Genomic DNA, 25,516 nt, shown 5'->3' on the forward strand with positions numbered 1-25,516 from the left:
AGCGTGCGAATGTCTTACAGGCACGTAGGCGTATTCGGCACTTTGTTTTTTCCCAGAGCGCGCTAGAATGCGCGCCGATGGGCGGAGAACTGTATGTGGCAACAGACCCTGATTACCCTGCGGGCCAAGCCCCGGGGCTTTCACCTGGTGACTGACGAGTTGCTTGCCGGCTTGCCTGAGCTGAAGGCCTGCCGCGTGGGCCTGTTGCACCTGTGGCTGCAGCACACCTCGGCCTCGTTGACGGTCAACGAGAATGCCGATCCGGCGGTTCGTCGTGACTTCGAGCGTTTTTTCAACTCGCTGGTGCCGCAAGGTTACGCCGGGTTCGAACACAACGACGAAGGTCCGGATGATCTGCCGGCGCACTTCAAGGCCAGTCTCCTGGGCTGCCAGCTGAGTTTGCCGGTCAAGGCCGGCCGCTTGGCGATGGGGACCTGGCAAGGTGTTTATCTGGGCGAGCACCGTGATCATGGCGGTGCTCGTAAAGTCCTCGCCACCTTGCACGGTGATGGGGCATAAGCCACTGGTTATCCGGTGGATGTGATTTTTTTCCGGCAACCTCGACAGAGGGCGAAGCTGGGCTATAACTAATCTGCTTTTCGCAAGTCATGAGGTAGAACATGAGCGACGATGATCTGGAAAACGACGAACTCGAAGTAGGTGACGAAGACGACACCGAAGAAGGTCTTGAAGCGGCGGCGGAAGACGTTGCTGAGGACGACGGTGGTGATGACGCTCCTGTTCCAGCTGCCAAGGGCAAAGCCAAGGCTGCTGTTTCGGTAGATGAATTGCCGAGCGTTGAGGCCAAGAACAAAGAGCGCGATGCCCTGGCCCGTGCGATGGAAGAGTTTCTTGCCAAAGGCGGCAAAGTGGTCGAAGTCGAGCCCAATGTGGTTGCTGACCCGCCCAAGAAGCCGGATAACAAGTACGGCAGCCGACCTATCTAAGGTCAGCCACCTGCTTGTAAGAAAAAGCCCGCCGTCGCTGCGGGTTTTTTCATGCCTGTAATAACCGGCTACAGGTTACCCCCAATCAAGTGTGGGAGGGGGCTTGCTCCCGATTACAGTAGGTCAGTCAATACATCTGGAGACTGGTACACCGCTATCGGGAGCAAGCCCCCTCCCACATTTTTCTCACCCGTGTTACTGCCAGCTGCGAAGTAACTCCGGCAACTCCGTCAGGCTGCGAATCTGTGCATCCGGGAGTTTATCCCCTTCCCACAACTTGCCCGACGGGTTGAACCACACGGCCCGCAGCCCCGCCTGCTGAGCCCCGGCAATGTCGTCCCCGGGGTGGTCGCCAACATGCACCGCCGCACTGGCATCTACTCCGCCGCGCTGCAGCGCTTCCTGGAACAGCCGCGCATCCGGCTTGGCGATGCCAATATCTTCAGCGCGTAGCGCAAAGTGAAAGTAGTCCGCCAGGCCAACACGCTGCACATCGGCATTGCCATTGGTGATCACACCCAGCAGAAAGTGCTGGCGCAGCGCTTGCAGCATCGGCTCGGCCTCAGGGAAAGGCGTGAGCTGATGGCGGGCGTGAATGAACGCTTCGAAACACACATCGGCCATTTCCGTGGCCTCAGGCTGTGGATAACCGGCCTCTTCAAACGCATGTATCAACACCCGATGGCGCAGGATACTGATGCGGTGTTTGAGTTCGGGATGCCGTTGCAGCACCTGTTGGCGCAGGCTGGCGAAATGCTCCAGGGGCAGGTCGCCCACCTTGGCGGCATGGGTGGCCAGCCATTCGCGCATCGACGCTTCGGCGCTGATGATGACGGGTACGTTGTCCCAGAGCGTGTCGTCCAGGTCGAAGGTGATCAGCTTGATGTTCATGAGTCGCCGTCCTTGATGCGTTTGGCCCGTGGATGGGCGCTGTCGTAGACCGTTGCCAGGTGCTGGAAGTCCAGATGGGTATAGATCTGCGTGGTCTTGATGTCGGAATGGCCAAGCAGTTCCTGCACGGCGCGCAGGTCCTGGGACGATTCCAGCATATGGCTGGCAAAGGAGTGCCGCAGCATATGTGGATGCAGGTTCTGCCCCAGCTCGCGCTCGCCGGCAGCCTTGACCCGTACCTGGATGGCGCGCGGCCCCAGGCGCCGCCCTTGCTGGCTGATAAACACCGCGTCGTCCACCGGGTTGGCCAGGGCGCGCAGCGGCAGCCACAGTTGCAGGGCTTCGCGGGCTTTCCTGCCTACCGGCAGCACCCGAGTCTTGCTGCCTTTGCCGAGCACTTGCACCAGGCCGTCGGCCAGGTCCAGTTGATCGAGGTTCAGGCCCGTCAGCTCCGATAGGCGCAGGCCTGAAGAGTAGAACAGTTCGAGGATCGCCTGGTCGCGATGGGCGAGGAAATCGTCCTCCACGGCGCCATCGAGCAATTGCAGGGCACGGTCGGTGTCCAGGGTCTTGGGCAGGCGTCGTTCGCCTTTCGGCGGGGACAGGCCGCTGGCCGGGTCGTGGTCGCAGAGGCCTTCGCGATTGAGGTAGTGATACAGGCCGCGCACCGCCGACAGCAGGCGCGACAGACTGCGCGAGGACTGGCCCGCCTGGTGCAGCCGTGCGATCAGGCTGCGCAGGCCCTGGATATCCAGGGTCTTCCAGCTGGTGACCTGCTGTTTTTCGCAATACGCCAGGACCTTGTTCAAGTCCCGTCGGTAAGCCTCCAGGGTATGGGGTGACACCTGGCGCTCGTTACGCAGGTGAGCGCAGTAAGCGTCCAGTTGCCGTTCCATGGCTAGCGCACCGCGCGCAGGGCGGTGGTGTGGCGCGGAAGGACGCGGCCCAGTACTTCGGCGATATAGGTGAGGAACAAAGTGCCCACCGAGCTCTTGTAGTGCGCGGGATCGCGGCTGGCGATGGCCAGGACGCCGTGCAGGCCTTGATGGCTGAGAGCGACGACGGCGGTAGAGCCGATCTGCTTGCGCTGTTCGGCGCCGAACAGGAAGTCCAGCTCGTGCTCGCGCAGGGTGCCGCTGATGGTCTTGCCTTCGGAAAGCAGGCCGCCGATCGCGGTTTGCGCGTCGCCGCCACTGACCCAGCGACCCACCGGCATCGGGTTGTCGCTGAACAGGATCAGGCTGACAAACGGCACCTGGAAGTCCTGGCGCAGGCTGTCTTCCACGGCAATCACCGTTTCTTCCAGGCTGCCGGCGTCCATCAGGGTAAGAATCAGGCGGCGGGTTTTCTCGAACAGACGGTCGTTGTCGCGGGCGACATCCATCAGGTGCGAGAGCTTGTGGCGCATTTCGATATTGCGCTCGCGCAGGATCTTCATCTGTCGCTCCACCAACGACACGGTGTCGCCGCGCTGGTGGGGGATGCGCAGGGCCGGGAGCAGTTCTTCGTGTTCGACGAAGAAGTCCGGATTAGCCTCAAGGTACGCCGCGACGGCAGCGGCCTCCAGACTTTCGCTCGGGGTAGTTGCTTGTGCGGGTACTTGAGGCTTATCGGTCATTGGCTTGGCTCACTCATAGACGGACCTGTCCTTCGTATACGCGCGAGGCCGGCCCGGTCATCATCACCGGGTGGCCAGGGCCTGCCCACTCGATGGACAGGCGTCCACCGGGCAGGTCGATCAACAGGGGCGAATCCATCCACCCCTGGCTGATCGCGGCCACGGCAGCGGCGCAAGCACCGGTACCGCAGGCCTGGGTTTCGCCGGCGCCGCGTTCCCACACGCGCAATTGCGCGCGGGAACGGTCGATCACCTGCAGGAAACCCACATTGACCCGCGCCGGAAAGCGCGGGTGGTGTTCGATCTTCGGCCCCAGTTCATGCACGGGGGCAGTGTTGATGTCGTTGACCCGTAGCACCGCATGGGGGTTGCCCATGGACACGGCAGCGATGTCGACGGTCTGGCCGTCAACGTCCAGCGGGTAGCTGGCGGCCTGCTCGGTCGCCTGGAACGGAATATCCGCCGGCACCAGGCGCGGCGCGCCCATGTTGACGCTGATCTGGCCGTCGCTGCGGATATCCAGCTCGATCACGCCGCTCTTGGTCTCGACGCGAATCTGCCGCTTGGCGGTCAGGCGCTTGTCCAGCACAAAGCGTGCAAAGCAGCGCGCACCGTTGCCGCACTGTTCCACTTCGGAGCCGTCGGAGTTGAAGATCCGATAACGGAAATCCACCTCCGGGTTGCTTGGCGCCTCGACGATCAGCAATTGGTCGAAGCCAATCCCGGTATGCCGGTCGCCCCACTGTTTAGCGTGCTTGGGCAGGATGTGCGCGTGCTGGCTGACCAGGTCGAGGACCATGAAATCATTGCCCAGCCCGTGCATCTTGGTAAAACGCAGCAGCATGGCTTACTCCGGCAGCAGGCTTTCGCCAGCATACAACTCGGCTACCGTCTCGCGGCGACGCACTTCCAACGCTTGATCACCGTCCACCAACACCTCGGCGGTACGTCCGCGGGTGTTGTAGTTGGAACTCATGACAAACCCGTAGGCACCGGCCGAATGCACGGCCAGCAGGTCGCCTTCTTCCAGGGCCAGTTGACGATCCTTGGCCAGGAAGTCGCCGGTCTCGCAGATCGGGCCGACGATGTCATAGGCGCGTGCTTCGCTGTTGCGAGGCGTCACCGCGGTGACATTCATCCAGGCCTGGTACAGCGCCGGGCGGATCAGGTCGTTCATCGCTGCATCGACGATGGCGAAGTCCTTGTGCTCGGTGTGCTTGAGGTACTCGACCTGGGTCAGCAGCACGCCGGCATTGGCGACGATATAGCGGCCCGGCTCGAACATCAGCGTCAGGTCGCGGCCTTCGATGCGCTCGCGCACGGCCTGGATATAGTCGGCGATCGCCGGTGGCTCTTCATCGCGATAACGCACGCCCACGCCACCACCGAGGTCGATGTGGTGCAGGTAGATGCCGCATTCGCCCAGGCGGTCGATCAATGCCAGCAGGCGGTCGAGGGCATCCAGGAACGGCGGCAGTGTGGTCAGTTGCGAGCCGATATGGCAGTCGACACCCAGCACTTCCAGGTTCGGCAGCTGGGCGGCACGGATGTACACGTCTTCGGCGTCGGCAATGGCGATGCCGAACTTGTTCTCTTTGAGACCGGTGGAAATGTACGGGTGGGTGCCGGCATCGACGTCCGGGTTGACGCGCAGTGAGATCGGCGCACGAACACCCATCTCGGCGGCGACGACTTGCAGGCGTTCCAGCTCGTCGGTGGACTCTACGTTGAAGCAATGTACGCCGACTTCCAGGGCTCGGCGCATGTCTTCGCGGCTCTTGCCTACGCCGGAGAACACGATCTTGTCAGCCTGGCCGCCGGCGGCCAGGACCCGTTCCAGCTCGCCACGGGAGACGATGTCGAAACCGGCGCCCAGACGCGCCAGGACATTCAGTACACCCAGGTTGGAGTTGGCCTTGACGGCGTAGCACACCAGGTGCGGTACGCCATCGAGAGGGTCGGTGAACGAGCGGTATTGGGCTTCGATATGCGCACGGGAGTACACGTAGGTCGGGGTACCAAAGCGCTGGGCAATCGCGGACAACGCCACGCCTTCCGCGAACAGCTCGCCGTCCCGGTAGTTAAAAGCGTCCATGGAGCTCCCTTATTCGTAGGTGTCGTGCTTATGCGCTTTGGAGGGCTTTTGCGACGATTGCGCCTGTTCATTCGGGTCTTTGCTGTCATCGGGCAGGTACAGCGGGCCTTTTTGACCACAGGCACTAACGAGGCAAGCGACCGCGACGAGCGCAGCAAGGGAAGAGATCAGGCGCTTCATGGCGAAATCCTTGAATATGCATTAATTGCGCCCGAGTATACCGACCACCCGCCAGCTTGCCTATGCGCTGAAATACCCGTCCGGCGGGGGTTTGCCGAGATGGTCGGGAAGCGGACTACGCTGGTTGAGGATATTTCACACCGTCAATCGTGTTGAAATCGGTATCCTTTGCAATCGGCGGGGCTCGCCCGTATCGTGCGGCGCTTGAGCAAAACCAGACACTTTCGAGGTTGCCACAATGAGTTTGACCGAAGCCCGTTTTCACGACCTGGTGGATGCCACCCAAGAGAAGCTGGAAGATATTTTCGACGACAGCGACCTGGATGTGGATCTGGAAAACTCGGCCGGTGTGCTGACCGTCAAGTTCGAGAGTGGCCAGCAACTGATCTTCAGCCGCCAGGAGCCGCTGCGTCAGCTGTGGCTGGCGGCGCGCTCCGGTGGCGTCCACTTCGACTACGACGAAGAAAGCGGCAAATGGCAGTGTGACAAGAGTGAAGAGTTGCTGGGCGAGATGCTCGCGCGCCTGGTCCACGAATATACCGGCGCCGAGCTGGATTTCGACGAGATCTGACCGTGACCCAGCCTGCGCCTGTACGCCCGCCCAAGCCGCTGTTCAGTAATGTCAGCCCGGCGGTGCCGTCACCTTGTATCAGTTTGTGTCGCCTGGACGAGCAAAAAGTCTGCCTCGGCTGCTTCCGCCATGTGGAAGACATCCGTGAATGGCGCTCCGCCGATGATCAGCGGCGCCGAGTGATCGTGGCCCAGGCCGAGCAACGCAAGGCCGCGCCTTGAGCCCGTCTTGTTTATTTACGGTGCTGTGGTAGTGTCCGGATACGCCTCAACTCATCGAGGCCCGTGAGAACCCCGCCTTTTCCTGGCGGGGTTTTGCTTTTTTGTGCAGAAAAAAGGAGTCTGCCTGAATCATGACCGCACCTTCCATCATCCTCACCCGTCTTGATGTGCAGCGTCTTGAGCAATTGATCGACCGTATGGACGAGACGCAGCCGGGCGTTATTGCACTGCAAGCCGAACTCGACCGCGCCGAAGAAGTGGTTGGCCACGATGAAGTGCCTGCAACGGTCGTGACCATGAACTCCAGTGTGCATTGCCGTGAGCAAGGCAGCGGCAAGGACTACCACCTGACCCTGGTCTACCCGAAAGATGCGAATGCCGATGAAGGCAAGATTTCGGTCCTGGCCCCGGTGGGCAGTGCCTTGCTTGGCCTGCAGGTAGGGCAGCACATCGATTGGCCGGCACCGGGCGGCAAGACCCTCAAGCTTGAGCTGCTCAGTGTTGAGGGTCAGCCCAAGGATGGCGGCGCCTTCCCTCTCTAGACCTGGCTCAGCGCCTCATTCAGCGCGAGCTCCAGCTCGGCCTTGTAGCGCAGGTACAAATTGCTTGGGCTTTGCACATCACCGAGCAGCCCCGACAGGTCGAGGTCGGTGATGTAGCAGCGGTAGCGCTCGGTTTCCCGGCGTTGCCCGACGATTTCCTGGGCGACCACTGCAAACAGTTGGTCGCCAAACTCCAGCTCGGAAAACTCCCGCTGATTGCAGTACAGGGTTATGCCCACCTGGCCCGGCGCCGCCTTGCCGATAATCGCCTGCACGTCATAAAACGGTTTGTTCGCGGGGTTCTGTGGGGCTGGCCGCGGCTCCACCCCACGCGCGCGCGTGCTGCCTGACGGCAGCAGTTGGTAGTACAAGATTTGCACCTCACCCAACGGTTGTTGCGTGTCCAGGGGCGACAGTGCTTCCCGGCGATAGATGATCGACTGCAAAAAGCGCTGCAACGGCGCCAACAGGCTCTGCTCATCATGAAACGGCAAGCGTTGCTGCCAGAGCGCGTTGAATTCATCCAGCACATACAGCTCGGCGAAGCCTTCGTTGACCCGGTAGAACACTTGCACGCAATCGGCCATGCCCATGGGCAGCAACAGCGCCAGGTCGTGGTCTTCCAGGGCCATGGCATCCAGGTGCAGCGGGCTGTAGCTGGCCAATTCTTCGCTGAGGTAGGCGACCAGCGCATCCTGGGTCGCCAGTGATACGTGGGAGGCCTGGCCGGGCATCAACTCCATCACGTGATAGTGCTGCTGTACCTGGAGCAAGTAGCGGTGATTGCCCTGACCCAGCAGCAGGTTCTGTGCGGTGTCGAAGATTTCTTCCACTCGCTGGGCAATGAACTGCGCGCGGTTGTGACAGAAGCAGCGCACCCGCAGCCGAGGCAGATGATCCGACGGCAGTTGATTGAGGTAGTCGCGCAGGCAATCGAGCAGGGCGTGGGGGCCGTCGTAGCGGCTGACCATCACCTCGTTCCAGCTGTTGAGCGTGACCTGATCGAGGGTCAGTACCAGGTTGTCTCGCACACCGGCATAGCTAAGGGAGTCGGTGCGCTCGGTGGTCATCAGGATATTCAGGTCGCGATGATGCTTGAGCGGGTCGACGCCGACGTTGATCAGCAGCAACACTTCCTCGGGCACCGCCGAGCGCAGCAGGCGCGCTTCATCAACGCTGGCCAGGGGTAGGGCGATAGCCTGCTGCAGGCTGCCCAGCAGGTTGAACAGCTCGAATTCGGTCATGTCGCTGGTGCCGGGGTGCAGCGCCAGGCGCGTGCTGCTGTCGATGACGCCGTTGCGGTGGCACCAGGTGAGCATTTCCAACAGGTCGCGGCTGCGCTTGATCGGCGCGAAGTGCTCCCATTCCAGGGCTGTGAGATTACCGTTGTACAGGCCCCAGTGGTGCTGGCCGGGCTCCTTGCGGTTGGGCGATTGCACCAGGGTCAGGGTGTCTTCGGCCAGGTCCGGGGCGATGCCGGGGTTGATGAATTCAACCTTGCCGGCCTTGCGTTCAAAGGCGGCATACAGGCGCCGTCCCAGCACATTGAGGTCGCGCTTGTTGATCAGGCTGACCGTCTGTTCGGTCCGGGCGAACTGGGTCAGGAAGCGATAGCTGTAGTTCAGCTCGCTGACCAGGGCACGGCGCTCGGAGGCCACCTGGCGTACTTTCCACTGGCTGCGGCTGTCCAGCAGCGCCAGTTGGCGTTGGTCCCAGCCCCACTCGTGGGCCAGGCGCTCCAGCAACAGCCGCTGCCAACTGGTGCTGCGCTGACCGGCGCTGAGCTTGCGGTTGACCTTCAGGTACAGGGCGCGACGCACCAGCTCCAGGCGCTCCGGCTCGTTGCGTGCCTTGAGATATTCCTCGATACGGCGGTACACCACGATGTACGGGTCCAGCTCATCCAGGTCCATCTGGTTGGCGAACACCGCGCGCTTGAAGCGCAGGCTCAGGCAGTGCACGTTCGGGTGCTCGCTGGCGTAGACCTCGGTCAATAGCAGCTTGAGCACCGACTTGTAGGGCGACTCGATGCCCTTGAACAGTTGCCACAGCCCGGCACCGATGAATTCACCGGGAGGGATACGCGCCAGGTGGCCGAGGTCGAGGGTTTCATCGGCGCGGATAAAACGCTTGGAGATCAGTGTGTGGGTGAATTCCGCATAGCGGGTCTCTTCATACACCGGCACCAGCCACCAGATCGGCGTACGCCCGGCCAGCCAGATGGCTGTGCGGTAAAACTCGTCCAGCAACAGGTAATGCTGGGTCGTGCCGCAGTCGTCGGAGCTGAGTTGGGTGTCGCGCTCGCCGAGTACAAAGCGCGTCGGCTCAATCAGGAAGAAGTGCGCTTCTGCGCCCATGCCCAGGGCCCAGGCTTCCAGCAGTTGGCATTTTTTACGCAGCTCCGCGAGCTCGTTTTCGCCCAGGTCGGGTGCGTGGCACACCCACACATCCATGTCGCTCTGGTCGGCCTGGGCGAGGGTGCCGAGGCTGCCCATCAGGAACAGACCGTGGATCGGTTTGGGTTGATTGACTGGACGCGGCTTATAAGAGAACGAGCGGGTCAGGCGCTGGGCTTCCGTGAGTGCCTGGGCGTCGGGCTCGAAGTTCGACAGCCCGGCCGGCGTACTGCCCGATACATACCCCGGCAACAGTGGGTGATTGACGTGAAAAAACAGCGGCAGCAGGGTCAGCACGCTTTGCTGGCGCGGCGTCAGCCCTTCGACGGCACGAGCCATGCGACCTTCATTGAGGGCCATGAAGCGCGCACGCAATTGGGCCAGCACCTTGCGGTCGATGCCTTCGTCCAGGTCAGGGCGGATTTCATGGGTGCGGGTCATGTCGAACTCGGTGGCTCGCAGGGCCCGACGCGGGCGGCCATGTAGGAGTTTACAGCCAGTCGCGTAGGAGGTTTAGAGGGAAATGGTTTTTGACGTCAAAAAGCGGGCCGTTGCACAACAGTGCCCTCGGAGTCCGCAAGAGCCGGACTCCATGGGCGGTATACGGATCAGGCGGCTTCTTTGGTGTTGGCGGTGCTCAGGATGGTCAGCAGGGTTTGGGCCTGCTCTGCAGCGTCCCGGCCAAGGCTGGTCAGGTAGCCTCCGTCCGGTTGATCGATAAGTCCTTTCGCATGGAGGCGCTTGGCAGCGGCGATGGCAGAGGGAGCGGCGGTCTGATGGACTTTCAGACCTTCCTTGGTGCTGTCCAAGGGGAAGAGTACAAGGATTTCCAGTTCGGCAACCAACTCAGGGGTATACGACATAAGGACTCCAGACTTTCTAAAATTTATTAGAGGCTAGCAGGCCATAAGGTGAACGCACTTTGCCGAACTGTCCAGCGTGTTGCGGTGTGCCGGGATTATTCCTTTTCGGGCGGCAGCTCAGGCAGTGCCCGCAGCGCTGTTTCATACCATTCGGTATTGAATGCGCGGTCATCATCCAGCATCGCGTCGATCTCGAAAGCCAACACATGAGCCATGAGATTCAGGATCTCTTCACGTTCATAGCCCACCAGGGTCAGTTTATTGAAAGTGGCCTTGGCTGCGGGCGGATTGTCGCTTTCGATCTGGTTTTCGATCGCTTCGATCAAGGTGTTTTCGGTGAACGCTTCTTCGTCGCTGTCGATATCGGTCGGCTCGCTCATGGCAGGCTCCTCAAGGAAAGGGCGCCAGTCTACCCCCATTCAGGCAGGTGATGCTGCTGGTCAGGACCGGCCCTGGGATCTATAACTCCTGCAGCCAACCCCGCACACGGCCTGGAGGCTTTGCGATGCTCAAGCTTTACGGATTCTCGGTCAGCAACTACTACAACATGGTGAAACTGGCACTGCTGGAGAAAGGCCTGGCTTTTGAGGAGGTGCCCTTTTATGCCGGGCAAACCCCTGAAGCCCTGGCGGTCAGCCCGCGTGGCAAGGTGCCGGTGCTGGGCGTGAAGCAGGGGTTTATCAACGAAACCAGTGTGATCCTCGAATACATCGAGCACTCCCAGGAAGGCCCGTCGCTGTTGCCGGCCGACCCGTTCCAGCGTGCCCAAGTGCTGGCGTTGTGCAGGGAAATCGAGCTGTACATCGAATTGCCCGCCCGCGCGTGTTTTGCCGAGGCGTTTTTCGGTATGCCGGTGCCGGAGGCGATCAAGGCGAAATCCAGGGCTGAGTTGCTGCTGGGGATCGGCTCTTTAGGCCGTCACGGCAAGTTCGCGCCTTATGTGGCGGGGGAGGGCTTTACGATTGCGGATCTGTATTTCATGTACAGCGTGAACCTCGCCTGTGCGGTGAGCGAGAAGCTGTTTGGCCTGGACCTGTTGGCTGAATTGCCGGCGGCCAGAGCGTTGCTGGAGCGACTGCATGCCATGCCTAATGCGCAGAAGGTGGCGGCGGACAGGGAGGCCGCGATGCCGGCGTTCATGGCGATGGTTGCGGCCAAAAAATGATCAAATGTGGGAGGGGGTTGCCCCCTCCCACCTTTTTCAGCGGCTGGCGAGCAGGGCCTGGCCGCGAGCGACTGCAGCCTTCACCTGTGCCGGCGCGGTACCGCCCACGTGGTTACGGGCATTCACCGAGCCTTCCAGGGTCAACACGGCAAACACGTCCTGTTCGATCTGGTCACTGAACTGGCGCAGCTCTTCCAGGCTCATTTCCGCCAGGTCCTTGCCGGTGTCGACGCCGTATTTCACCGCATGGCCAACGATCTCGTGACAGTCGCGGAACGGCAGGCCACGGCGTACCAGGTAGTCCGCCAGGTCAGTCGCCGTGGAGAAACCGCGCAGGGCCGCTTCACGCATGATCGCGTGCTTGGGCTTGATCGCCGGGATCATGTCGGCAAACGCGCGCAGCGAGTCGCGCAGGGTGTCGGCGGCATCGAACAGCGGTTCCTTGTCTTCCTGGTTGTCCTTGTTGTAGGCCAAAGGCTGGCCTTTCATCAGGGTCAGCAGGCCCATCAGTGCGCCGAATACACGGCCGCTCTTGCCACGCACCAGTTCGGGCACGTCGGGGTTTTTCTTTTGCGGCATGATCGAGCTGCCGGTGCAGAAGCGATCCGGCAGGTCGATGAACTGGAATTGCGCACTGGTCCACAGCACCAGCTCTTCGGAGAACCGCGACAGGTGCATCATCGCGATGCTGGCGGCGGCGCAGAATTCGATGGCGAAGTCGCGGTCGGACACGCCGTCCAGGGAATTGCCGCCGACGGCGTCGAAACCCAGCAGTTGTGCGGTGTACTCACGGTCGATCGGGTAGGTGGTGCCGGCCAGGGCTGCGCTGCCGAGCGGCATGCGGTTGGCGCGCTTGCGGCAATCCACCAGGCGCTCGTAGTCGCGGCTGAGCATCTCGAACCAGGCCAGCAGGTGGTGGCCGAAGGTCACGGGTTGTGCGGTTTGCAGGTGGGTGAAGCCAGGCATGATGGTGTCCGCCTCACGCTCGGCCTGCTCCAGCAAGCCTTTCTGCAAGCGGGTGATTTCGGCCAGGATCAGGTCGATTTCATCGCGCAGCCACAGGCGGATGTCGGTGGCCACCTGGTCGTTACGGCTACGACCGGTGTGCAGTTTCTTGCCGGTCACACCGATACGGTCGGTGAGACGGGCCTCGATGTTCATGTGCACGTCTTCCAGGTCGACACGCCAGTCGAACGTACCGGCTTCGATCTCACCACGGATGGTGGTCAGGCCATCGATGATGCTGTCGCGCTCGGCGTCGGTCAGCACGCCGACCTTGGCCAGCATTGTCGCGTGGGCTATGGAGCCCATGATGTCGTGGCGGTACAGGCGCTGGTCAAAGGTGACGGAGGCGGTGAAGCGGGCGACGAAGGCGTCGACGGGTTCACTGAAGCGGCCGCCCCAGGACTGGTTGGTCTTGTCGGTGCTCATGGGTTCGCTCGTGGTCTGCTTATTAAGAGGCATGAAAGTGTGCCGGCGATAATAACAGGGTTGCCCTTGGAGGCGGTGCCGCGGGTCGTCGGCATTTTTATTTGTGCAAAGGATGGCTAAGTGCCTTGCCGCCGACCGCGTCCGGGACGAGACTGGAGACAGGTGCTTATTGATACGATATTTGACGATTGAGCAATATCGTCTCGGCGAGCGTCTACAGTGGACTGATAGTGTGTGAATGCACCAAAGTCGGGTAATGCGGTCAGAGCCTGACTATCCATTTAAAAGGGGGGTATTCGGATTGTGTATCAGCAAACCCTACGACGATGCCCGAAGGCAGCAGGTCTTGGGCGCTATTGAACAGGTCCGGGTAAATATGGGTGCCGCTGTCAGGGCACTTTTTGCCGCTCGCGCTAGTCTTAGCGTGGATCGCTGTGACGCAAGTCACCGCACCTGTCTACGCTATCCTTGTGCGAGACTCACGCAGGAATCCAGCGCTATATGAATGTCCTGATCGTTGATGACGAACCCCAAGCCCGCGAGCGACTGAGCCGTTTGGTCAGTGAACTCGAGGGTTATACAGTCCTTGAACCGAGTGCCACCAGCGGCGAGGAGGCGTTGACGTTGATCGACAGCCTCAAGCCGGACGTGGTGTTGCTCGATATCCGCATGCCGGGCCTCGATGGCCTGCAAGTTGCTGCCCGCCTGAGTGAGCGCGAATCGCCACCTGCCGTGGTGTTGTGTGCCGCGCAAGAAGAGTTTGCCGCGCAGACACTGGAAGCCAGTGGTGTCAGCTTCGTAGTCAAGCCAGTGACTGCCGAGGCCTTGCTCAGGGCCCTGAAGAAAGCCGAACGTCCCAACCGCGCCCAACTCGCTGCCCTGACCCAGCCAGCCGCCCAAAGCGGCAACGGGCCGCGCAGCCATATCAGCGCCCGCACACGCAAAGGCATCGAGTTGATCCCCTTGGACCAGGTGGTCTACTTCATTGCCGATCACAAGTACGTGACCCTGCGGCATGAGGCTGGCGAAGTGTTGCTCGATGAGCCGCTCAAGGCCCTTGAGGATGAGTTCGGTGACCGCTTCGTGCGAATCCACCGGAACGCGCTGGTGGCCCGTGAGCGAATCGAGCGCCTGCAGCGCACGCCCCTCGGGCACTTTCAGTTATTCCTCAAAGGGCTTAACGGGGATGCGTTGATCGTCAGCCGGCGCCATGTCGCCGGCGTGCGCAAGATGATGCAGCAGCTTTAGCCCGAGGGTTTTGGCAAGCCTGCATTCATTATCCCGGTGCGACGTGGCCAGGGAGGCCCCGCACTTGCTGATTCAAATCAAAGCGTATTTGCCTGAGCTGTTATTATCTGCCGTATCTATTCAGTACGGATTGATCCATGTCCTCTCGCGAAATCCGCATCGCCACCCGTAAAAGCGCCCTGGCCTTGTGGCAGGCCGAATACGTCAAAGCACGCCTTGAACAGGCCCATCCCGGCCTCAAGGTGACCCTGGTGCCCATGGTCAGTCGCGGCGACAAGCTGCTCGACTCGCCGCTGTCGAAGATCGGCGGCAAGGGCCTGTTCGTCAAGGAACTGGAAACCGCGCTGCTGGAAAACGAAGCCGACATCGCTGTGCACTCAATGAAAGACGTGCCCATGGACTTCCCCGAAGGCCTGGGCCTGTTTTGCATCTGTGAGCGTGAAGACCCGCGTGACGCCTTCGTTTCCAATACCTTTGCGTCTTTGGATGACCTGCCCCTGGGCAGCATTGTCGGTACCTCCAGCCTGCGTCGCCAGGCACAGCTGTTGACCCGTCGTCCGGACCTGCAGATTCGCTTCCTGCGCGGCAACGTCAACACCCGCCTGGCCAAGCTCGATGCCGGTGAGTATGACGCGATCATCCTCGCCGCCGCCGGCCTGATCCGTTTGGGCTTCGAAGACCGCATCACCTCGGCCATCAGCGTCGAAGACAGCCTGCCTGCTGGCGGGCAAGGCGCCGTGGGCATCGAATGCCGCACTGCCGACCGTGAAATCCACGCGTTGCTCAACCCCCTGGATCACTACGAGACCGAAGTGCGTGTCACGGCCGAACGCGCCCTGAACAAGCACCTCAACGGTGGCTGCCAGGTGCCGATCGCCTGCTACGCCGTGCTCGAAGGTGAAAACCTGTGGCTGCGTGGCCTGGTTGGGGATCCGGATGGGGGCACTCTGCTGACTGCTGAAATCCGTGGTCCGCAGCGTGACGCCATCGCCCTGGGTGTCCAGGTGGCTGAAGAGCTGCTGGACAAGGGCGCTGGCGCCATTCTGCAAAAAGTCTACGGCGAGGCCGGCCCGCAGTGACCGGTTGGCGCGTGCTGCTGACACGGCCTGCCGAGGAGTCGGCGGCCCTGGCGGCGGCGTTGTCCGAAGCCGGTATCTTCAGCAGCAGCTTGCCTTTGCTGGACATCGAACCGTTACCCGTTACCCCCGAACAACAGGCCGTCTTCGGTGATCTTGGCCGCTACTGTGCAGTGATCGTGGTGAGCAAACCGGCCGCGCGGCTTGCCGTGCAGCAGTTGGATCAAGCCTGGCCGCAACTGCCGTGGTTCAGCGTCGGTGCGGCCACCGCGCAGGTCCTGGCTGATCACGGCCTTCCCGTTCACTATCCCCAAACCGGCGACGACAGCGAGGCCTTGCTTCAATTGCCTGCGTTGCGCGAGGCTATCGCACGGCCCGGTGCGCGGGTGTTGATCCTGCGCGGCGAGGGGGGGCGGGAGCTGCTGGCTGAGCGTTTGCGCGAGCAAGGTGCTAGTGTCGACTACTTGGAGTTGTATCGTCGTTTCCTTCCGGCCTACGACACCGGTGTACTGACCCGGCGCATCCAGTTGGAACGCTTGAACGGCCTGGTGGTCAGCAGTGGGCAGGGTTTTTTGCACCTGCAGGTCCTGGCCGGATCCGATTGGCCACAGGTGGCGCAGCTGCCGTTGTTCGTGCCCAGCCCGCGAGTCGCCGAGATGGCGCGGGCCGCTGGCGCAGAAAAAGTTGTGGATTGTCGCGGCGCGAGTGCCGCGGCTTTGTTAGTGGCGTTACGGAGTCATGCCGTTCCCACTCTCTGATACGCAAAGGACGGATACGTGAGCGAAACAGCCTTGCCTAAAGATGAAACCCAACCCGCACTTGATGCGCCGGTTGAGTCACCGGTCACCGCGCCGCGCCGCGGCAATGGCCTGGCAGTTGTCGCCCTGCTGCTTGGCGCTGCGGGTGTTGCCGCCGGCGGTTGGGGTCTCTGGCAGGTTCGTGCCCTGCAAGCCAGCAGCCAGCACCAACTGGGTCAAGTGCAGACCCTGGATGACCAATCCCAGGCCCTCAAGCAAAGCCAGCAACAACTGGCTGCACGCCTGGCGCAACTGCCGGGTGCGGATGAGCTTGAGGAGCGCCGTCGGCTGGTGGCCCAGTTGCAGGGTGACCAGCAGCGCTTGAGCCAGCGCCTGGAAACCGTGCTGGGTGCCAGCCGCAAGGATTGGCGCCTGGCTGAGGCCGAGCACCTGATTCGCCTGGCGAGTTTGCGCTTGTCTGCCTTGCAAGACATCAACAGCGCCCAGGCCCTCGTCCAGGGCGCCGACGAGATTCTTCGCGAGCAAAGCGATCCGGGCTCCTACGCTGCCCGCGAGCAGCTGGCCAAGAGCCTTGCCGCGTTGCGCAGTACTGAGCAGCCGGATCGCACCGGGCTGTATCTGCAATTGGCGGCCTTGCGTGATCAGGTCGTGCAACTGGCGGCCATTGCCCCTGAGTATCAACTGACCGAGCCCGCATCCCAGGGGCGTCCGAGCACCGATACGGACAGCCGTTGGAGCCAGTGGTGGGAGCAGATTTCCCGTTACTTCCGCATCGACTTCAACCCCGACGACAACATTCGTCCACTGCTCGCCGGTCAAGGCCTGAACCAGGTACGCCTGGCCCTCAGCCTGGCCCTGGAGCAAGCACAATGGGCGGCGCTCAATGGTGAATCGGCGGTGTACAGCCGCTCCCTGGGTGAGGCTCGCAGCGTGTTGCAGGACAACTTCAACCAGGACAACCCGCAGAGCAAGGCGATGCTGGCGCGTATCGCCGAGCTTGAGCCCAAGGCTGTCTCGGTGGTGACCCCGGACCTGGCGGCGAGCCTGGCTGCGGTGCAGGCGTACCTCGAACGTCGTCATCTGTCTGCTGACGAAGCCAAGGCGGCATCCACGCCGGCGGCCACGTCGGCGAAGCAGGAGTAGAGCCGATGAAGCGTTTCTATGTGATCCTGGTGCTGGCGATTGCAATCGCCCTGGCACTGGCCGTGGGCATTTCGAAACACACCGGCTACGTGCTGATTACCTATCCTCATGTGCTGCACTACGAGTCGAGCCTATGGGCTACCGTGGTGGCGGTGTTTGTCTTCGCCCTGGCTATCTACTTGATCCGCGTATTGCTGAGCCTGGTCACCACCTCGGGTGGCGTGGTCAACCCGTGGTCACGACGTAACCGCAGTCGCCGCGTGCAGATCGCCATTGAACAGGGCCAGATGGACCTCGCCGAAGGCCGTTGGGCCAGTGCCGAACGTCACCTGCACCGTGCCGCCGAAGCCGAGCGCCAGCCATTGCTGTACTACCTGGGCGCGGCCCGGGCGGCGAATGAGCAGGGCCGTTATGAAGAGTCGGACGGTTTGCTCGAGCGCGCCCTGGAGCGTCAGCCCCAGGCCGAGCTGGCGGTTGCCTTGAGCCATGCGCAGTTGCAATTGGACCGTGGCGATACTGACGGCGCGCTCACCACCTTGCAGGCCATGCACGAGCGTCATCCCCACAACGGCCAAGTGTTGCGCCAATTGCAGCGTCTGCACCAGCAGCGTGGCGACTGGTCGTCGGTAATCCGCCTGTTGCCGGAGCTGCGCAAGGATAAGGTACTGCCCGCCGGCGAATTGGCCGAATTGGAGCGGCGTGCCTGGGGGGAGAACCTGAGCCTGGCGGCCCAGCGCGAAGAGCAGGGCGAAGCCGGCCTGCAGTCTCTTGAGCGGGCCTGGCAACAGCTCACTTCCGCCCAGCGCCAGGAGCCGCAACTGGTCCTGGCCTATGCCGAGCAACTGCGTCAATTGGGCGCCGATGCCAAGGCGGAGGAGGCGTTGCGCGGTGCCATCAAGCGCGGCTACGACAGCCACCTGATTCGTCTCTACGGCCTGCTGCGCGGCAGTGATCCTGCCCGGCAATTGAAGTTTGCCGAGGGCTGGCTAAAGGACCACCCGGGCGATGCCAGCCTGTTGTTGACATTGGGTCGTCTGTGCCTGCAAAACAGCCTGTGGGGCAAGGCGCGTGATTACCTGGAAAGCAGCCTGCAGGTGCAACGTAATCCCGAGGCCTGTGCCGAACTGGCGCGGCTGTTGGCGCAGTTGGGCGACACCGAGCGCAGCAACCAGTTGTTCCAGGAAGGCCTGGGCTTATTGGATAACCGCTTGCTGGCGTCTCCGCTGCCAGTTCCTGCCCGAGTTTGATGCAGGAAGAAGTCTAGGGTTGGCTCAGATATTTCTGATGACCAGCCCTTCAATGCTGCGCATATGCCGGCCCTGAGGGGCTTTGAAGCAAACTCCTACGTTCATGCGCTTCAAGTCTTCCATTCTCTGACGGGATGTCCCTACGTTCTCACGGAATCGTCTGCTCTGGCGCGTATTGAAAGGGGTCAGGCCTTTCCTCTAACGTAACGACCTATCTCTCGCGATGCGGATAAAGCATGTCTTTGGCCCCTTCACGCTCCTTGTTTTTCCTTGCGTTCATGGCGGGTGCGCTGACGTTGGGTGCGTCCTTCTATCTTGAGTTCGGTGCCTCGTTACGCCCTTGTTTCCTGTGCCAGATGCAACGGGCCTTTCTGGCTGCCTTCACGCTGATCAATCTGGTCGCCGCTATCCACAACCCCAGGCGTTCCACTTTTTACTTGTACGGGTTTACGAGCATGGTCTGTGCGTTGCTGGGTGCCATCACCGCCGTACGCCAGGTGCTGCTGCAAAATGCCGCAGCGGATCAGGCCGCCGATTGCTGGCCCAGTCTCAGTCACATGCTCGAGAACCTGTCGCTGTGGCAGGCGTTGCAATTGACGGTCGAAGGCACGGTCGATTGTATGGAAATAAGCTGGACGCTATTTGACCTGAGCCTTCCCGAGTGGAGCCTGTTGTTCTTCCTGGGCATGTTGATCCTCGGTGTCATGCAGTTTTCCCGACTGTTCTTGAGCCGTCCGTTGCGCTCAGCGGGCCACTGATCGGAGGCCGCAGTTTGTAGGACGGGATTAAACACTTGTATGAACTTTCTCTCCTGCGTACCTTGAAGCCATAGTCATGGGGGCATAATCTGGCCCGCACGCGTTATTGAAACCGTTTGTCAGACGCGGCCTTGTCCCGCTGCTGTTTTATCCTTGAAGTGTTGCGCGGGCATCAGGCGGCAGCGCCCCTATAGGGAAGAGAGATCATCATGCTGGAAAGTTGTCAGAATGCTCAGGAACGCTGGGGTGGGGTGCACAAGCTGATCGACAGCTGGTTGAAGGCACGTCACGAACTGGTTCGCGCCTTTGATGCTCTCGGCGCCAAGCCCGAGGCCCTGGCTGAGAATCGCAAGCCGTTGCAGGAGTTCTGTGAAGTGTTGGTGGACTATGTGTCTGCTGGCCATTTCGGTGTCTACGAGCAGTTGACCAAAGAGGCGGAAGCCTTCGATGATAAGCGTGGTCTGGAACTGGCCGAGACCCTTTACCCGCGTATCGATGTCATCACTGAGAAACTGCTGGCGTTCACCGACCTGTGTGATGCCGGCCAGTGCGTTGCTGAGAAATTCAAGGAGTTGGGTGGCCTGCTCCATGAGCGTTTCGAACTGGAAGATTGCCTGATCGAAGTGCTCCACAACGCCCATAAGGAAGAAGCTGTCCCCCAGGCCTGACCTTTGCGGGCGAGATAAGAACGGTGCGCATGGCGCACCGTTTTTTATTGGCTCAATGACGGGTGCCGAGTAATTCGATCTCGAATACCAGTGGCGTATACGGCGGGATCAGCTCGCCGGCACCGTCGCCTCCATAGGCTTGGGCCGATGGGATCACGAGGCGCCATTTGGCCCCGACCGGCATCTGCTGCAACGCGCTGCTCCAGCCGCTGATCACACTGTCCAGGCGAAACCACTGGGGTTGTGTGCTCTGATCGAAGACCGTGCCATCGGGCAATCGTCCAACGTAGTTCACCTGGACCTGATCATTCGCGCCAGGCTTGTTACCAGTGCCGGGTGTCAGTTCCGTGAGCAGGATGCCATCGGCCAACTCGCGCACCCCTTTCACGGCTTTTTCCCTGGTTAAAAACTGCTGCTCGGCGGCGAGCGCCTTTTCGCTTTTAGGCGCTTGGGCGTCGGCTTCGGCCTGCGCTTCGTGCTCGGCAAGAATCTGTTCGATGCGCGTGTTATCCAACGCCAGCGGCTTGCCTTGATAGGCTTGCTTGAGGCCGTCGATCAAGGCCTGGATCTGCAGGTCCGGGACTTCCTGGCGCAGGCGCTCACCGAGGCTGGCGCCCAGGCTGTAGGCGAGGTCGTGCTGGTCTTGGGGCGTGGTTTTTGACGGTGATTGCTCGCTCGCATTGGCCGTGGAAATCGCCAGGCCCAGCACAAGGAAAAGGTAACGCGACATGGGCATTCTCCTGCCGAAAGTGCGACGGATTATGCCAGTGCGAGTGCGTAAAAAGTGCCGCGTGTTTTCGTTATATCGATAAGAATTTTCGCACGTTGCAACGCAACGCAAACGATACTGTCAACATGCCCTAGCGGCGGTAAGAGCAGAGGGCTAGTATGAGCCGCACCCACGTCAGCCAGGAGGTAAACCATGTCGGCCAAACAGAAGCCTGTAAATACCCCGTTGCATTTACTCCAACAATTGTCGGGCAGCTTGCTCGAACATCTGGAAAGCGCATGTTCCCAAGCGTTGGCCGATGCAGAAAAACTGCTCGCCAAGCTGGAAAAACAACGCGGTAAAGCGCAAGAAAAGCTGCACAAATCCCGCACCAAACTGCAAGACGCCGCCACTGCCGGCAAGGCCAAGGCACAAGCCAAAGCCAAAGACGCGGTAAAAGAACTCGAAGACCTGCTGGATGCTCTCAAGGATCGTCAAGCTGAAACCCGCACCTACATTTCCCAACTCAAAAAAGATGCTCAAGAAAGCCTGAAACTGGCCCAGGGCGTTGGTCGTGTGAAGGAAGCCGTAGCTAAAGTGCTGGGTGCCCGTGCTCCGGCTAAAGCGCCAGCCAAGCCAGCGGCTAAAACCGCTGTTGCAAAACCAGCCGTGAAGCCAGCGACCAAAACTGCTGCTGCAAAGCCAGCCGTGAAGCCAGCGACCAAAACTGCTGCTGCAAAGCCAGCCGCGAAGCCAGTTGCTAAAACCGCTGCTGCGAAACCAGCCGCGAAGCCAGTTGCTAAAACCGCTGCTGCGAAACCAGCCGCGAAGCCAGTTGCTAAAACCGCTGCTGCGAAACCAGCCGCGAAGCCAGCGGCTAAAACCGCTGCTGCGAAACCAGCCGCGAAGCCAGTTGCTAAAACCGCTGCTGCGAAACCAGCCGCGAAGCCAGCGGCTAAAACCGCTACTGCGAAACCAGCCGCGAAGCCAGTTGCTAAAACCACTGCCGCCAAACCAGCCGCCAAACCTACTGCTGCAAAACCGGCTGCAAAGCCAGCCGCCAAGCCAGTTGCAAAGCCTGCTGCTGCGAAACCAGCACCGGCCAAGCCAGCAGCACCTGCTGCCACCCCGGCAGCGACCACCGCTCCAACCGCATCGGCCAGCAGCACCCCTGCACCGGTAGCGCCAAGCACCACCCCAACCAGCGCTTCCTAAGTGCCGGTGATCATGACGCGCAGCTGCTGCAGCGCGTCATGGTCAAGGTTGGCGGCATCCTCAGCCGCCAGTCCTTCCAACCACCGCGGTTGAGTCATCTCCCCTTTCGGCCATGCCTGCGTCAACGCTTCCAGGCGCGTCAGCAATTGCCGTTCGGCATCCAGTTCCAGGGCTTTGACCCGCTCGCGCAGCGCCGCCAGTTGCTCATCCTGCTGCACCTTGGCACGCCATTGCACACGCAACTGCCGCAAGGGTTCGATCACCTGCGCCTGCCACGGCCGGGCCAGCTGTTGCAGGGTGCGCATACGCTCCGGCTCAAGTGCCACGCCCCGCTGTTCCAGCCACGCGCCGCAGAGCAACAGGCACACGTCCGCCCCTTGCTCCTGCAAGCGCAGGCAGGCGGCTTCGACGCCCGGACGGGCGTAAGTCGAGAGAGCAAAGCTCCACAGGTCAGCGTTCATATTCACACCCAAGCCAGCGGCCAACGAAGCTGGTAGACTCCGCCGCCATTATGATCCGACTTCAAAGCCTAACATTACAGCGTGGCCCGCAACGTCTTCTCGAAGACGCCGAGCTGACCCTGCACGCCGGTCACAAAGCCGGCCTGATCGGTGCCAACGGCGCCGGCAAATCCACGTTGTTCGCCCTGTTGCTGGGTGAGCTGACCCCGGATTCCGGGGACTGCTTGCTGCCGGCCGACTGGCGCATCGCCCATATGCGCCAGGAGATCGACACCCTGGACCGCATCGCGATCGACTACGTGCTCGATGGCGACCTGCGCCTGCGCCAGGTGCAGCACGACCTGGCCGAGGCCGAGAAAGCCCAGGACGGCGCCGCCCAGGCCCGCCTGCACGCGGAACTCGACAGCGCCGACGGCTACACCGCCGACGCCCGCGCCCGCAAGATGCTTGCCGGTCTTGGCTTCACCAACGAACAGATGGATCGTCCGGTCGCCGACTTCTCCGGTGGCTGGCGCATGCGCCTTAATCTGGCCCAGGCGCTGATGTGCCCCTCGGACCTGCTGCTGCTCGACGAACCGACCAACCACTTGGACCTCGATGCGATCCTGTGGCTGGAGGACTTCCTCAAGAGCTATCAGGGCACCTTGCTGCTGATTTCCCACGACCGGGACTTCCTCGACGCCGTGGTCGACAACATTGCCCACGTCGAACAGAAGAAGATCACGCTCTACCGTGGCGGCTACACCGCGTTCGAACGGGCGCGTGCCGAGCGCCTGGCCCAGCAGCAGCAGGCGTTCGAGAAGCAGCAGGCGCAGCGCGCGCACATGGAAAGCTACATCGCCCGGTTCAAGGCCCAGGCCACCAAGGCCCGCCAGGCCCAGAGCCGGATCAAGGCCCTGGAGCGCATGGAAGAACTGTCGGCGGCCCACGTCGATTCGCCGTTCGACTTTGTGTTCCGCGAATCGGTGAAAATCTCCAGCCCGTTGCTGGACCTCTCGGATGCCCGCCTGGGGTATGGCGAGAAAACCATCCTGGAGAAGGTCAAGCTGCAGCTCACCCCAGGTGCGCGCATCGGTTTGCTCGGCCCGAACGGCGCGGGCAAGTCGACGCTGATCAAGAACCTGTCGGGCGAGCTGCAACCCCTGGCCGGTCGTTTGACCCGTGGCGAGAACCTGGTGGTGGGCTACTTCGCCCAGCATCAGTTGGACTCCCTCGACGCCAAGGCCAGCCCGTTGCTGCACCTGCAACGCCTGGCGCCGACCGAGCGCGAGCAAACCCTGCGCGACTTCCTCGGTGGCTTTGACTTCCGTGGCGCGCGCATCGATGAGCCGGTGCTGAACTTCTCCGGCGGCGAAAAAGCCCGCCTGGCCCTGGCGTTGATTGCCTGGGACCGCCCGAACCTGCTGCTGCTCGACGAACCGACCAACCACCTCGACCTGGAAATGCGCCTGGCGCTGACCATGGCCTTGCAGGAGTTCAGCGGTGCGGTCCTGGTGGTGTCTCACGATCGCCACTTGCTCAAGAGCACCACCGACAACTTCCTGCTGGTAGCGGATGGCAAGGTCGAAGAGTTCGACGGCGACCTGGACGACTACGCCCGCTGGCTCACGGACTACCGCCTGCGCAATGCGCCGGTCAGCAACACCCCGGTCAACCCGGACAAGACCGATAAGAAAGCCCAGCGCCAGGCCGCTGCCGCACTGCGCCAGCAGTTGGCGCCGCACAAGCGCGAAGCCGACAAGCTTGAGGCCGAGTTGGGCAAAGTGCACGAGCGCCTGGCCAAGATCGAAGCCAGCCTGGGCGACAGCGCCGTGTACGAGGCTGCGCGCAAGGATGAGCTGCGCGACCTGCTGGCCGAACAGGCCAGGCTCAAGGTGCGCGAAGGGCAATTGGAGGAAACCTGGATGGAAGCCCTCGAACTGCTGGAAACCCTGCAAGCGGAGCTGGAGGCGCTGTCCTGATGGAAGCCTTGCAACTGCCGTTGCCTGCGCAATGGATCGAGCCTGTATGGATCGGCGTGCAAATCCTGCTGATCCTGCTGGCCGGCTACCTCGCCCAGCGGTTTGTCGCCAAGGGCCTGACGCGCCTGGGTGAGCGCTACCCGTTTCCGCCACAACTGCTGATGCCCCTGCGTGGCGGATTGCGCTGGTTGATCATGGGCAGTGCGTTGATCTTTGTGCTGGGCCGGCTGGGTGTGTCCGCCACGGTGTTGTGGACCGCGCTGTCGGGGTTTGTCGCAGTGGCGGCAGTGGCGTTCTTCGCCATGTGGTCGGTGTTGTCCAACCTGCTGTGTGCGATCCTGATCTTTACCGTCGGACCGTTTCGCCTCGGTGACATCGTCGAGTTGGTGGATACCGTCGACAAGCCCGGCGTGAAGGGCAGGGTAGTGGCGATCAACTTGCTCTACACCACACTGATCGAAGTGGAAGCGGCAGGCACCGACAGCGCCATCGTACAGGTGCCTAACAGCCTGTTCTTCCAGCGCTCGGTGCGGCGTTGGCCCGGCACCCATGTGTTCCCTGGCGACCGCTAGCATTTACCGCGTGTAAAAATCTATAGCCAGCCTCTGCTCGGCGGAGTTAGCTTAAGGCCCGACAATCGCTGACTCTTCCCCGAGGTGTGCTATGGCACTCGACACGTGGCTGGCCTTTTTCCTGGCCAGTTGGATCATCTCCCTTTCCCCTGGCGCCGGCGCCATCGCTTCGATGTCCAGCGGCCTGCAATACGGCTTCCTGCGCGGTTACTGGAACGCCATTGGCCTGCAACTGGGCCTGGCCATGCAGATTGCCGTGGTAGCGGGCGGTTTGGGTGCCATTCTGGCGGCGTCGTCGACCGCGTTCTATGCGATCAAGTGGTTTGGCGTGGCGTACCTGGTGTACCTGGCCGTCAAGCAATGGCGTGCCTTGCCCATGGACATGGCCGATGACGCGGCGATACGCCCGCTCGGCAAGCCAATGGCGATGATGTTCCGTGGTTTCCTGGTCAACGCCAGCAACCCCAAGGCCCTGGTGTTCATGCTGGCGGTGCTGCCGCAGTTCGTGAATCCCCAGGCGCCGTTGCTGGTCCAGTACCTGATCATCGGTGCGACGATGATCAGCGTCGATATGATCGTGATGGCGGGGTATACGGGGTTGGCGTCCAAAGTCCTGCGGCTGTTGCGCACGCCCAAGCAGCAGAAGCGCGTAAACCGTACGTTTGCCGGGTTGTTCGTGGGGGCTGCGGGTTTCCTGGCCAGCTTGCATCGCGCAACGGCGTAAACCTCGGTACCTCTGAAGAAACCGAGTTAAAAGTGTGGGAGGGGGCTTGCTCCCGA

At 61.6% G+C, this 25,516-nt stretch carries 29 protein-coding genes; 17 read left to right on the top strand and 12 right to left on the bottom strand.

All coding sequences use genetic code 11. The features are described 5' to 3' along the window. Positions 1-93 precede the first annotated feature (93 nt). Positions 94-519, top strand: coding sequence for a secondary thiamine-phosphate synthase enzyme YjbQ (locus tag BFP99_RS28165; RefSeq protein WP_065926688.1), 426 nt, complete (start codon positions 94-96; stop codon positions 517-519). 101 nt (positions 520-620) lie between these two features. Further along, positions 621-947 carry a transcriptional regulator SutA gene (gene sutA / locus BFP99_RS28170; RefSeq protein WP_027608315.1) on the top strand — a complete coding sequence of 109 codons (327 nt, stop codon included), beginning with the start codon at positions 621-623 and terminating at the stop codon, positions 945-947. Positions 948-1,142: 195 nt separating this feature from the next. Here sutA and BFP99_RS28175 read toward each other — a convergent pair whose 3' ends face one another. Genes BFP99_RS28175 through BFP99_RS32490 form a run of 6 tightly spaced genes read right to left on the bottom strand, consistent with a single transcriptional unit; the run spans position 1,143 to position 5,731 of the window. Next, the gene (locus BFP99_RS28175) at positions 1,143-1,838 is read right to left on the bottom strand and encodes an HAD family hydrolase (protein ID WP_065948744.1); all 696 of its coding nucleotides are present in this window, start codon (positions 1,836-1,838) and stop codon (positions 1,143-1,145) included. Next, positions 1,835-2,734, bottom strand: coding sequence for a tyrosine recombinase XerC (gene xerC, locus BFP99_RS28180; RefSeq protein WP_065926686.1), 900 nt, complete (start codon positions 2,732-2,734; stop codon positions 1,835-1,837). Before xerC ends, BFP99_RS28175 begins: the two co-directional genes overlap by 4 nt. Before the next feature lie 2 nt (positions 2,735-2,736). Continuing rightward, positions 2,737-3,456, bottom strand: a complete 720-nt coding sequence (locus BFP99_RS28185) for a DUF484 family protein (protein ID WP_065948745.1) — start codon at positions 3,454-3,456, stop codon at positions 2,737-2,739. A gap of 13 nt (positions 3,457-3,469) precedes the next feature. After that, a complete protein-coding gene (gene dapF, locus BFP99_RS28190; RefSeq protein ID WP_065926685.1) occupies positions 3,470-4,300 on the bottom strand; it encodes a diaminopimelate epimerase in 831 nt (276 codons plus the stop codon). A 3-nt stretch (positions 4,301-4,303) separates the two neighbouring features. Beyond that, complete coding sequence (lysA, locus tag BFP99_RS28195; protein ID WP_065926684.1) at positions 4,304-5,551, bottom strand: diaminopimelate decarboxylase; 1,248 nt, start codon at positions 5,549-5,551, stop codon at positions 4,304-4,306. Between the two features lie 9 nt (positions 5,552-5,560). Continuing rightward, positions 5,561-5,731, bottom strand: coding sequence for an LPS translocon maturation chaperone LptM (locus BFP99_RS32490; protein WP_010207449.1), 171 nt, complete (start codon positions 5,729-5,731; stop codon positions 5,561-5,563). Positions 5,732-5,969: 238 nt separating this feature from the next. On the opposite strand from BFP99_RS32490, the gene cyaY reads away from it, so the two are divergent. From cyaY to rnk, 3 genes are all read left to right on the top strand, one after another. After that, positions 5,970-6,302 carry an iron donor protein CyaY gene (gene cyaY, locus BFP99_RS28200; protein ID WP_065926683.1) on the top strand — a complete coding sequence of 111 codons (333 nt, stop codon included), beginning with the start codon at positions 5,970-5,972 and terminating at the stop codon, positions 6,300-6,302. A 2-nt stretch (positions 6,303-6,304) separates the two neighbouring features. Further along, the gene (locus BFP99_RS28205; protein ID WP_027608322.1) at positions 6,305-6,523 is read left to right on the top strand and encodes a DUF1289 domain-containing protein; all 219 of its coding nucleotides are present in this window, start codon (positions 6,305-6,307) and stop codon (positions 6,521-6,523) included. Between the two features lie 131 nt (positions 6,524-6,654). Then, positions 6,655-7,065, top strand: a complete 411-nt coding sequence (rnk, locus tag BFP99_RS28210; protein ID WP_065948746.1) for a nucleoside diphosphate kinase regulator — start codon at positions 6,655-6,657, stop codon at positions 7,063-7,065. Here the strand turns inward: rnk and BFP99_RS28215 are convergent. From BFP99_RS28215 to BFP99_RS28225, 3 genes are all read right to left on the bottom strand, one after another. Then, on the bottom strand, positions 7,062-9,902 hold the full coding sequence (locus BFP99_RS28215; RefSeq protein ID WP_065948747.1) for a class I adenylate cyclase: 2,841 nt from the start codon (positions 9,900-9,902) through the stop codon (positions 7,062-7,064). The two genes, rnk and BFP99_RS28215, sit on opposite strands and share 4 nt — an antisense overlap. A gap of 167 nt (positions 9,903-10,069) precedes the next feature. Next, positions 10,070-10,324, bottom strand: a complete 255-nt coding sequence (locus tag BFP99_RS28220) for a TIGR02647 family protein (protein WP_027608325.1) — start codon at positions 10,322-10,324, stop codon at positions 10,070-10,072. 95 nt (positions 10,325-10,419) lie between these two features. Then, on the bottom strand, positions 10,420-10,704 hold the full coding sequence (locus BFP99_RS28225; protein ID WP_065948748.1) for a hypothetical protein: 285 nt from the start codon (positions 10,702-10,704) through the stop codon (positions 10,420-10,422). A gap of 125 nt (positions 10,705-10,829) precedes the next feature. On the opposite strand from BFP99_RS28225, the gene BFP99_RS28230 reads away from it, so the two are divergent. Further along, positions 10,830-11,489 carry a glutathione S-transferase family protein gene (locus BFP99_RS28230; RefSeq protein WP_065948749.1) on the top strand — a complete coding sequence of 220 codons (660 nt, stop codon included), beginning with the start codon at positions 10,830-10,832 and terminating at the stop codon, positions 11,487-11,489. A gap of 36 nt (positions 11,490-11,525) precedes the next feature. On the opposite strand, the gene argH is transcribed toward BFP99_RS28230, so the two are convergent. Then, positions 11,526-12,920, bottom strand: a complete 1,395-nt coding sequence (gene argH / locus BFP99_RS28235) for an argininosuccinate lyase (RefSeq protein WP_065926679.1) — start codon at positions 12,918-12,920, stop codon at positions 11,526-11,528. A gap of 501 nt (positions 12,921-13,421) precedes the next feature. Between argH and BFP99_RS28240 the strand changes: the two genes are divergently transcribed. The 7 genes from BFP99_RS28240 to BFP99_RS28270 all read left to right on the top strand — a co-directional run bounded on the left by BFP99_RS28240 (position 13,422) and on the right by BFP99_RS28270 (position 19,818). Next, positions 13,422-14,168 (top strand): LytR/AlgR family response regulator transcription factor, encoded by a 747-nt coding sequence (locus BFP99_RS28240; RefSeq protein ID WP_065926678.1) that lies wholly within the window; start codon positions 13,422-13,424, stop codon positions 14,166-14,168. Positions 14,169-14,305: 137 nt separating this feature from the next. After that, the gene (hemC, locus tag BFP99_RS28245; protein WP_065926677.1) at positions 14,306-15,247 is read left to right on the top strand and encodes a hydroxymethylbilane synthase; all 942 of its coding nucleotides are present in this window, start codon (positions 14,306-14,308) and stop codon (positions 15,245-15,247) included. Continuing rightward, a complete protein-coding gene (locus BFP99_RS28250; protein WP_065948750.1) occupies positions 15,244-16,002 on the top strand; it encodes a uroporphyrinogen-III synthase in 759 nt (252 codons plus the stop codon). Before hemC ends, BFP99_RS28250 begins: the two co-directional genes overlap by 4 nt. Before the next feature lie 18 nt (positions 16,003-16,020). Next, positions 16,021-17,145 carry a uroporphyrinogen-III C-methyltransferase gene (locus BFP99_RS28255; RefSeq protein ID WP_065948751.1) on the top strand — a complete coding sequence of 375 codons (1,125 nt, stop codon included), beginning with the start codon at positions 16,021-16,023 and terminating at the stop codon, positions 17,143-17,145. Positions 17,146-17,150: 5 nt separating this feature from the next. After that, entirely contained in the window at positions 17,151-18,392 is a 1,242-nt protein-coding gene (locus BFP99_RS28260; protein ID WP_065926674.1) for a heme biosynthesis protein HemY, read from the top strand. A gap of 236 nt (positions 18,393-18,628) precedes the next feature. Beyond that, the gene (locus BFP99_RS28265) at positions 18,629-19,150 is read left to right on the top strand and encodes a disulfide bond formation protein B (protein ID WP_065926673.1); all 522 of its coding nucleotides are present in this window, start codon (positions 18,629-18,631) and stop codon (positions 19,148-19,150) included. 209 nt (positions 19,151-19,359) lie between these two features. Beyond that, positions 19,360-19,818: an Rsd/AlgQ family anti-sigma factor gene (locus BFP99_RS28270; protein ID WP_027608335.1), complete on the top strand. Its 459-nt coding sequence runs from the start codon at positions 19,360-19,362 to the stop codon at positions 19,816-19,818. 52 nt (positions 19,819-19,870) lie between these two features. Here the strand turns inward: BFP99_RS28270 and BFP99_RS28275 are convergent, their stop codons facing one another. Then, entirely contained in the window at positions 19,871-20,548 is a 678-nt protein-coding gene (locus BFP99_RS28275; RefSeq protein ID WP_065926672.1) for an FKBP-type peptidyl-prolyl cis-trans isomerase, read from the bottom strand. A gap of 192 nt (positions 20,549-20,740) precedes the next feature. Here BFP99_RS28275 and BFP99_RS32500 point away from each other — a divergent pair, with 192 nt between their 5' ends. Continuing rightward, on the top strand, positions 20,741-21,742 hold the full coding sequence (locus tag BFP99_RS32500; protein ID WP_083221266.1) for an AlgP family protein: 1,002 nt from the start codon (positions 20,741-20,743) through the stop codon (positions 21,740-21,742). On the opposite strand, the gene BFP99_RS28285 is transcribed toward BFP99_RS32500, so the two are convergent. Further along, on the bottom strand, positions 21,739-22,203 hold the full coding sequence (locus BFP99_RS28285) for a TIGR02444 family protein (protein WP_065926671.1): 465 nt from the start codon (positions 22,201-22,203) through the stop codon (positions 21,739-21,741). The two genes, BFP99_RS32500 and BFP99_RS28285, sit on opposite strands and share 4 nt — an antisense overlap. A 50-nt stretch (positions 22,204-22,253) precedes the next feature. On the opposite strand from BFP99_RS28285, the gene BFP99_RS28290 reads away from it, so the two are divergent. The 3 genes from BFP99_RS28290 to BFP99_RS28300 all read left to right on the top strand — a co-directional run bounded on the left by BFP99_RS28290 (position 22,254) and on the right by BFP99_RS28300 (position 25,460). Beyond that, positions 22,254-24,164: an ATP-binding cassette domain-containing protein gene (locus BFP99_RS28290; protein ID WP_065926670.1), complete on the top strand. Its 1,911-nt coding sequence runs from the start codon at positions 22,254-22,256 to the stop codon at positions 24,162-24,164. Continuing rightward, complete coding sequence (locus BFP99_RS28295) at positions 24,164-24,736, top strand: mechanosensitive ion channel family protein (RefSeq protein ID WP_003176850.1); 573 nt, start codon at positions 24,164-24,166, stop codon at positions 24,734-24,736. Before BFP99_RS28290 ends, BFP99_RS28295 begins: the two co-directional genes overlap by 1 nt. 91 nt (positions 24,737-24,827) lie before the next feature. After that, a complete protein-coding gene (locus BFP99_RS28300) occupies positions 24,828-25,460 on the top strand; it encodes a LysE family transporter (protein ID WP_027608340.1) in 633 nt (210 codons plus the stop codon). The last annotated feature ends 56 nt before the right edge of the window (positions 25,461-25,516 follow it).

It is taken from the genome of Pseudomonas sp. 1 R 17 (assembly GCF_900067035.1).
In the GTDB taxonomy this organism is placed as follows: Bacteria; Pseudomonadota; Gammaproteobacteria; order Pseudomonadales; family Pseudomonadaceae; genus Aquipseudomonas; species Aquipseudomonas marginalis.

What these genes read in the sequence shown, in the direction of transcription:
- BFP99_RS32490 (WP_010207449.1), bottom strand. Translation starts at nt 5,731, where the DNA reads ATGAAGCGCCTGATCTCTTCCCTTGCTGCGCTCGTCGCGGTCGCTTGC.
- BFP99_RS32500 (WP_083221266.1), top strand. Translation starts at nt 20,741, where the DNA reads ATGTCGGCCAAACAGAAGCCTGTAAATACCCCGTTGCATTTACTCCAA.
- BFP99_RS28175 (WP_065948744.1), bottom strand. Translation starts at nt 1,838, where the DNA reads ATGAACATCAAGCTGATCACCTTCGACCTGGACGACACGCTCTGGGAC.
- rnk (WP_065948746.1), top strand. Translation starts at nt 6,655, where the DNA reads ATGACCGCACCTTCCATCATCCTCACCCGTCTTGATGTGCAGCGTCTT.
- BFP99_RS28270 (WP_027608335.1), top strand. Translation starts at nt 19,360, where the DNA reads ATGCTGGAAAGTTGTCAGAATGCTCAGGAACGCTGGGGTGGGGTGCAC.
- BFP99_RS28230 (WP_065948749.1), top strand. Translation starts at nt 10,830, where the DNA reads ATGCTCAAGCTTTACGGATTCTCGGTCAGCAACTACTACAACATGGTG.
- BFP99_RS28165 (WP_065926688.1), top strand. Translation starts at nt 94, where the DNA reads ATGTGGCAACAGACCCTGATTACCCTGCGGGCCAAGCCCCGGGGCTTT.
- BFP99_RS28285 (WP_065926671.1), bottom strand. Translation starts at nt 22,203, where the DNA reads ATGAACGCTGACCTGTGGAGCTTTGCTCTCTCGACTTACGCCCGTCCG.
- sutA (WP_027608315.1), top strand. Translation starts at nt 621, where the DNA reads ATGAGCGACGATGATCTGGAAAACGACGAACTCGAAGTAGGTGACGAA.
- BFP99_RS28260 (WP_065926674.1), top strand. Translation starts at nt 17,151, where the DNA reads ATGAAGCGTTTCTATGTGATCCTGGTGCTGGCGATTGCAATCGCCCTG.
- BFP99_RS28185 (WP_065948745.1), bottom strand. Translation starts at nt 3,456, where the DNA reads ATGACCGATAAGCCTCAAGTACCCGCACAAGCAACTACCCCGAGCGAA.
- BFP99_RS28220 (WP_027608325.1), bottom strand. Translation starts at nt 10,324, where the DNA reads ATGTCGTATACCCCTGAGTTGGTTGCCGAACTGGAAATCCTTGTACTC.
- BFP99_RS28225 (WP_065948748.1), bottom strand. Translation starts at nt 10,704, where the DNA reads ATGAGCGAGCCGACCGATATCGACAGCGACGAAGAAGCGTTCACCGAA.
- BFP99_RS28295 (WP_003176850.1), top strand. Translation starts at nt 24,164, where the DNA reads ATGGAAGCCTTGCAACTGCCGTTGCCTGCGCAATGGATCGAGCCTGTA.
- BFP99_RS28240 (WP_065926678.1), top strand. Translation starts at nt 13,422, where the DNA reads ATGAATGTCCTGATCGTTGATGACGAACCCCAAGCCCGCGAGCGACTG.
- BFP99_RS28275 (WP_065926672.1), bottom strand. Translation starts at nt 20,548, where the DNA reads ATGTCGCGTTACCTTTTCCTTGTGCTGGGCCTGGCGATTTCCACGGCC.
- cyaY (WP_065926683.1), top strand. Translation starts at nt 5,970, where the DNA reads ATGAGTTTGACCGAAGCCCGTTTTCACGACCTGGTGGATGCCACCCAA.
- dapF (WP_065926685.1), bottom strand. Translation starts at nt 4,300, where the DNA reads ATGCTGCTGCGTTTTACCAAGATGCACGGGCTGGGCAATGATTTCATG.
- BFP99_RS28290 (WP_065926670.1), top strand. Translation starts at nt 22,254, where the DNA reads ATGATCCGACTTCAAAGCCTAACATTACAGCGTGGCCCGCAACGTCTT.
- BFP99_RS28300 (WP_027608340.1), top strand. Translation starts at nt 24,828, where the DNA reads ATGGCACTCGACACGTGGCTGGCCTTTTTCCTGGCCAGTTGGATCATC.
- lysA (WP_065926684.1), bottom strand. Translation starts at nt 5,551, where the DNA reads ATGGACGCTTTTAACTACCGGGACGGCGAGCTGTTCGCGGAAGGCGTG.
- xerC (WP_065926686.1), bottom strand. Translation starts at nt 2,734, where the DNA reads ATGGAACGGCAACTGGACGCTTACTGCGCTCACCTGCGTAACGAGCGC.
- BFP99_RS28265 (WP_065926673.1), top strand. Translation starts at nt 18,629, where the DNA reads ATGTCTTTGGCCCCTTCACGCTCCTTGTTTTTCCTTGCGTTCATGGCG.
- argH (WP_065926679.1), bottom strand. Translation starts at nt 12,920, where the DNA reads ATGAGCACCGACAAGACCAACCAGTCCTGGGGCGGCCGCTTCAGTGAA.
- hemC (WP_065926677.1), top strand. Translation starts at nt 14,306, where the DNA reads ATGTCCTCTCGCGAAATCCGCATCGCCACCCGTAAAAGCGCCCTGGCC.
- BFP99_RS28215 (WP_065948747.1), bottom strand. Translation starts at nt 9,902, where the DNA reads ATGACCCGCACCCATGAAATCCGCCCTGACCTGGACGAAGGCATCGAC.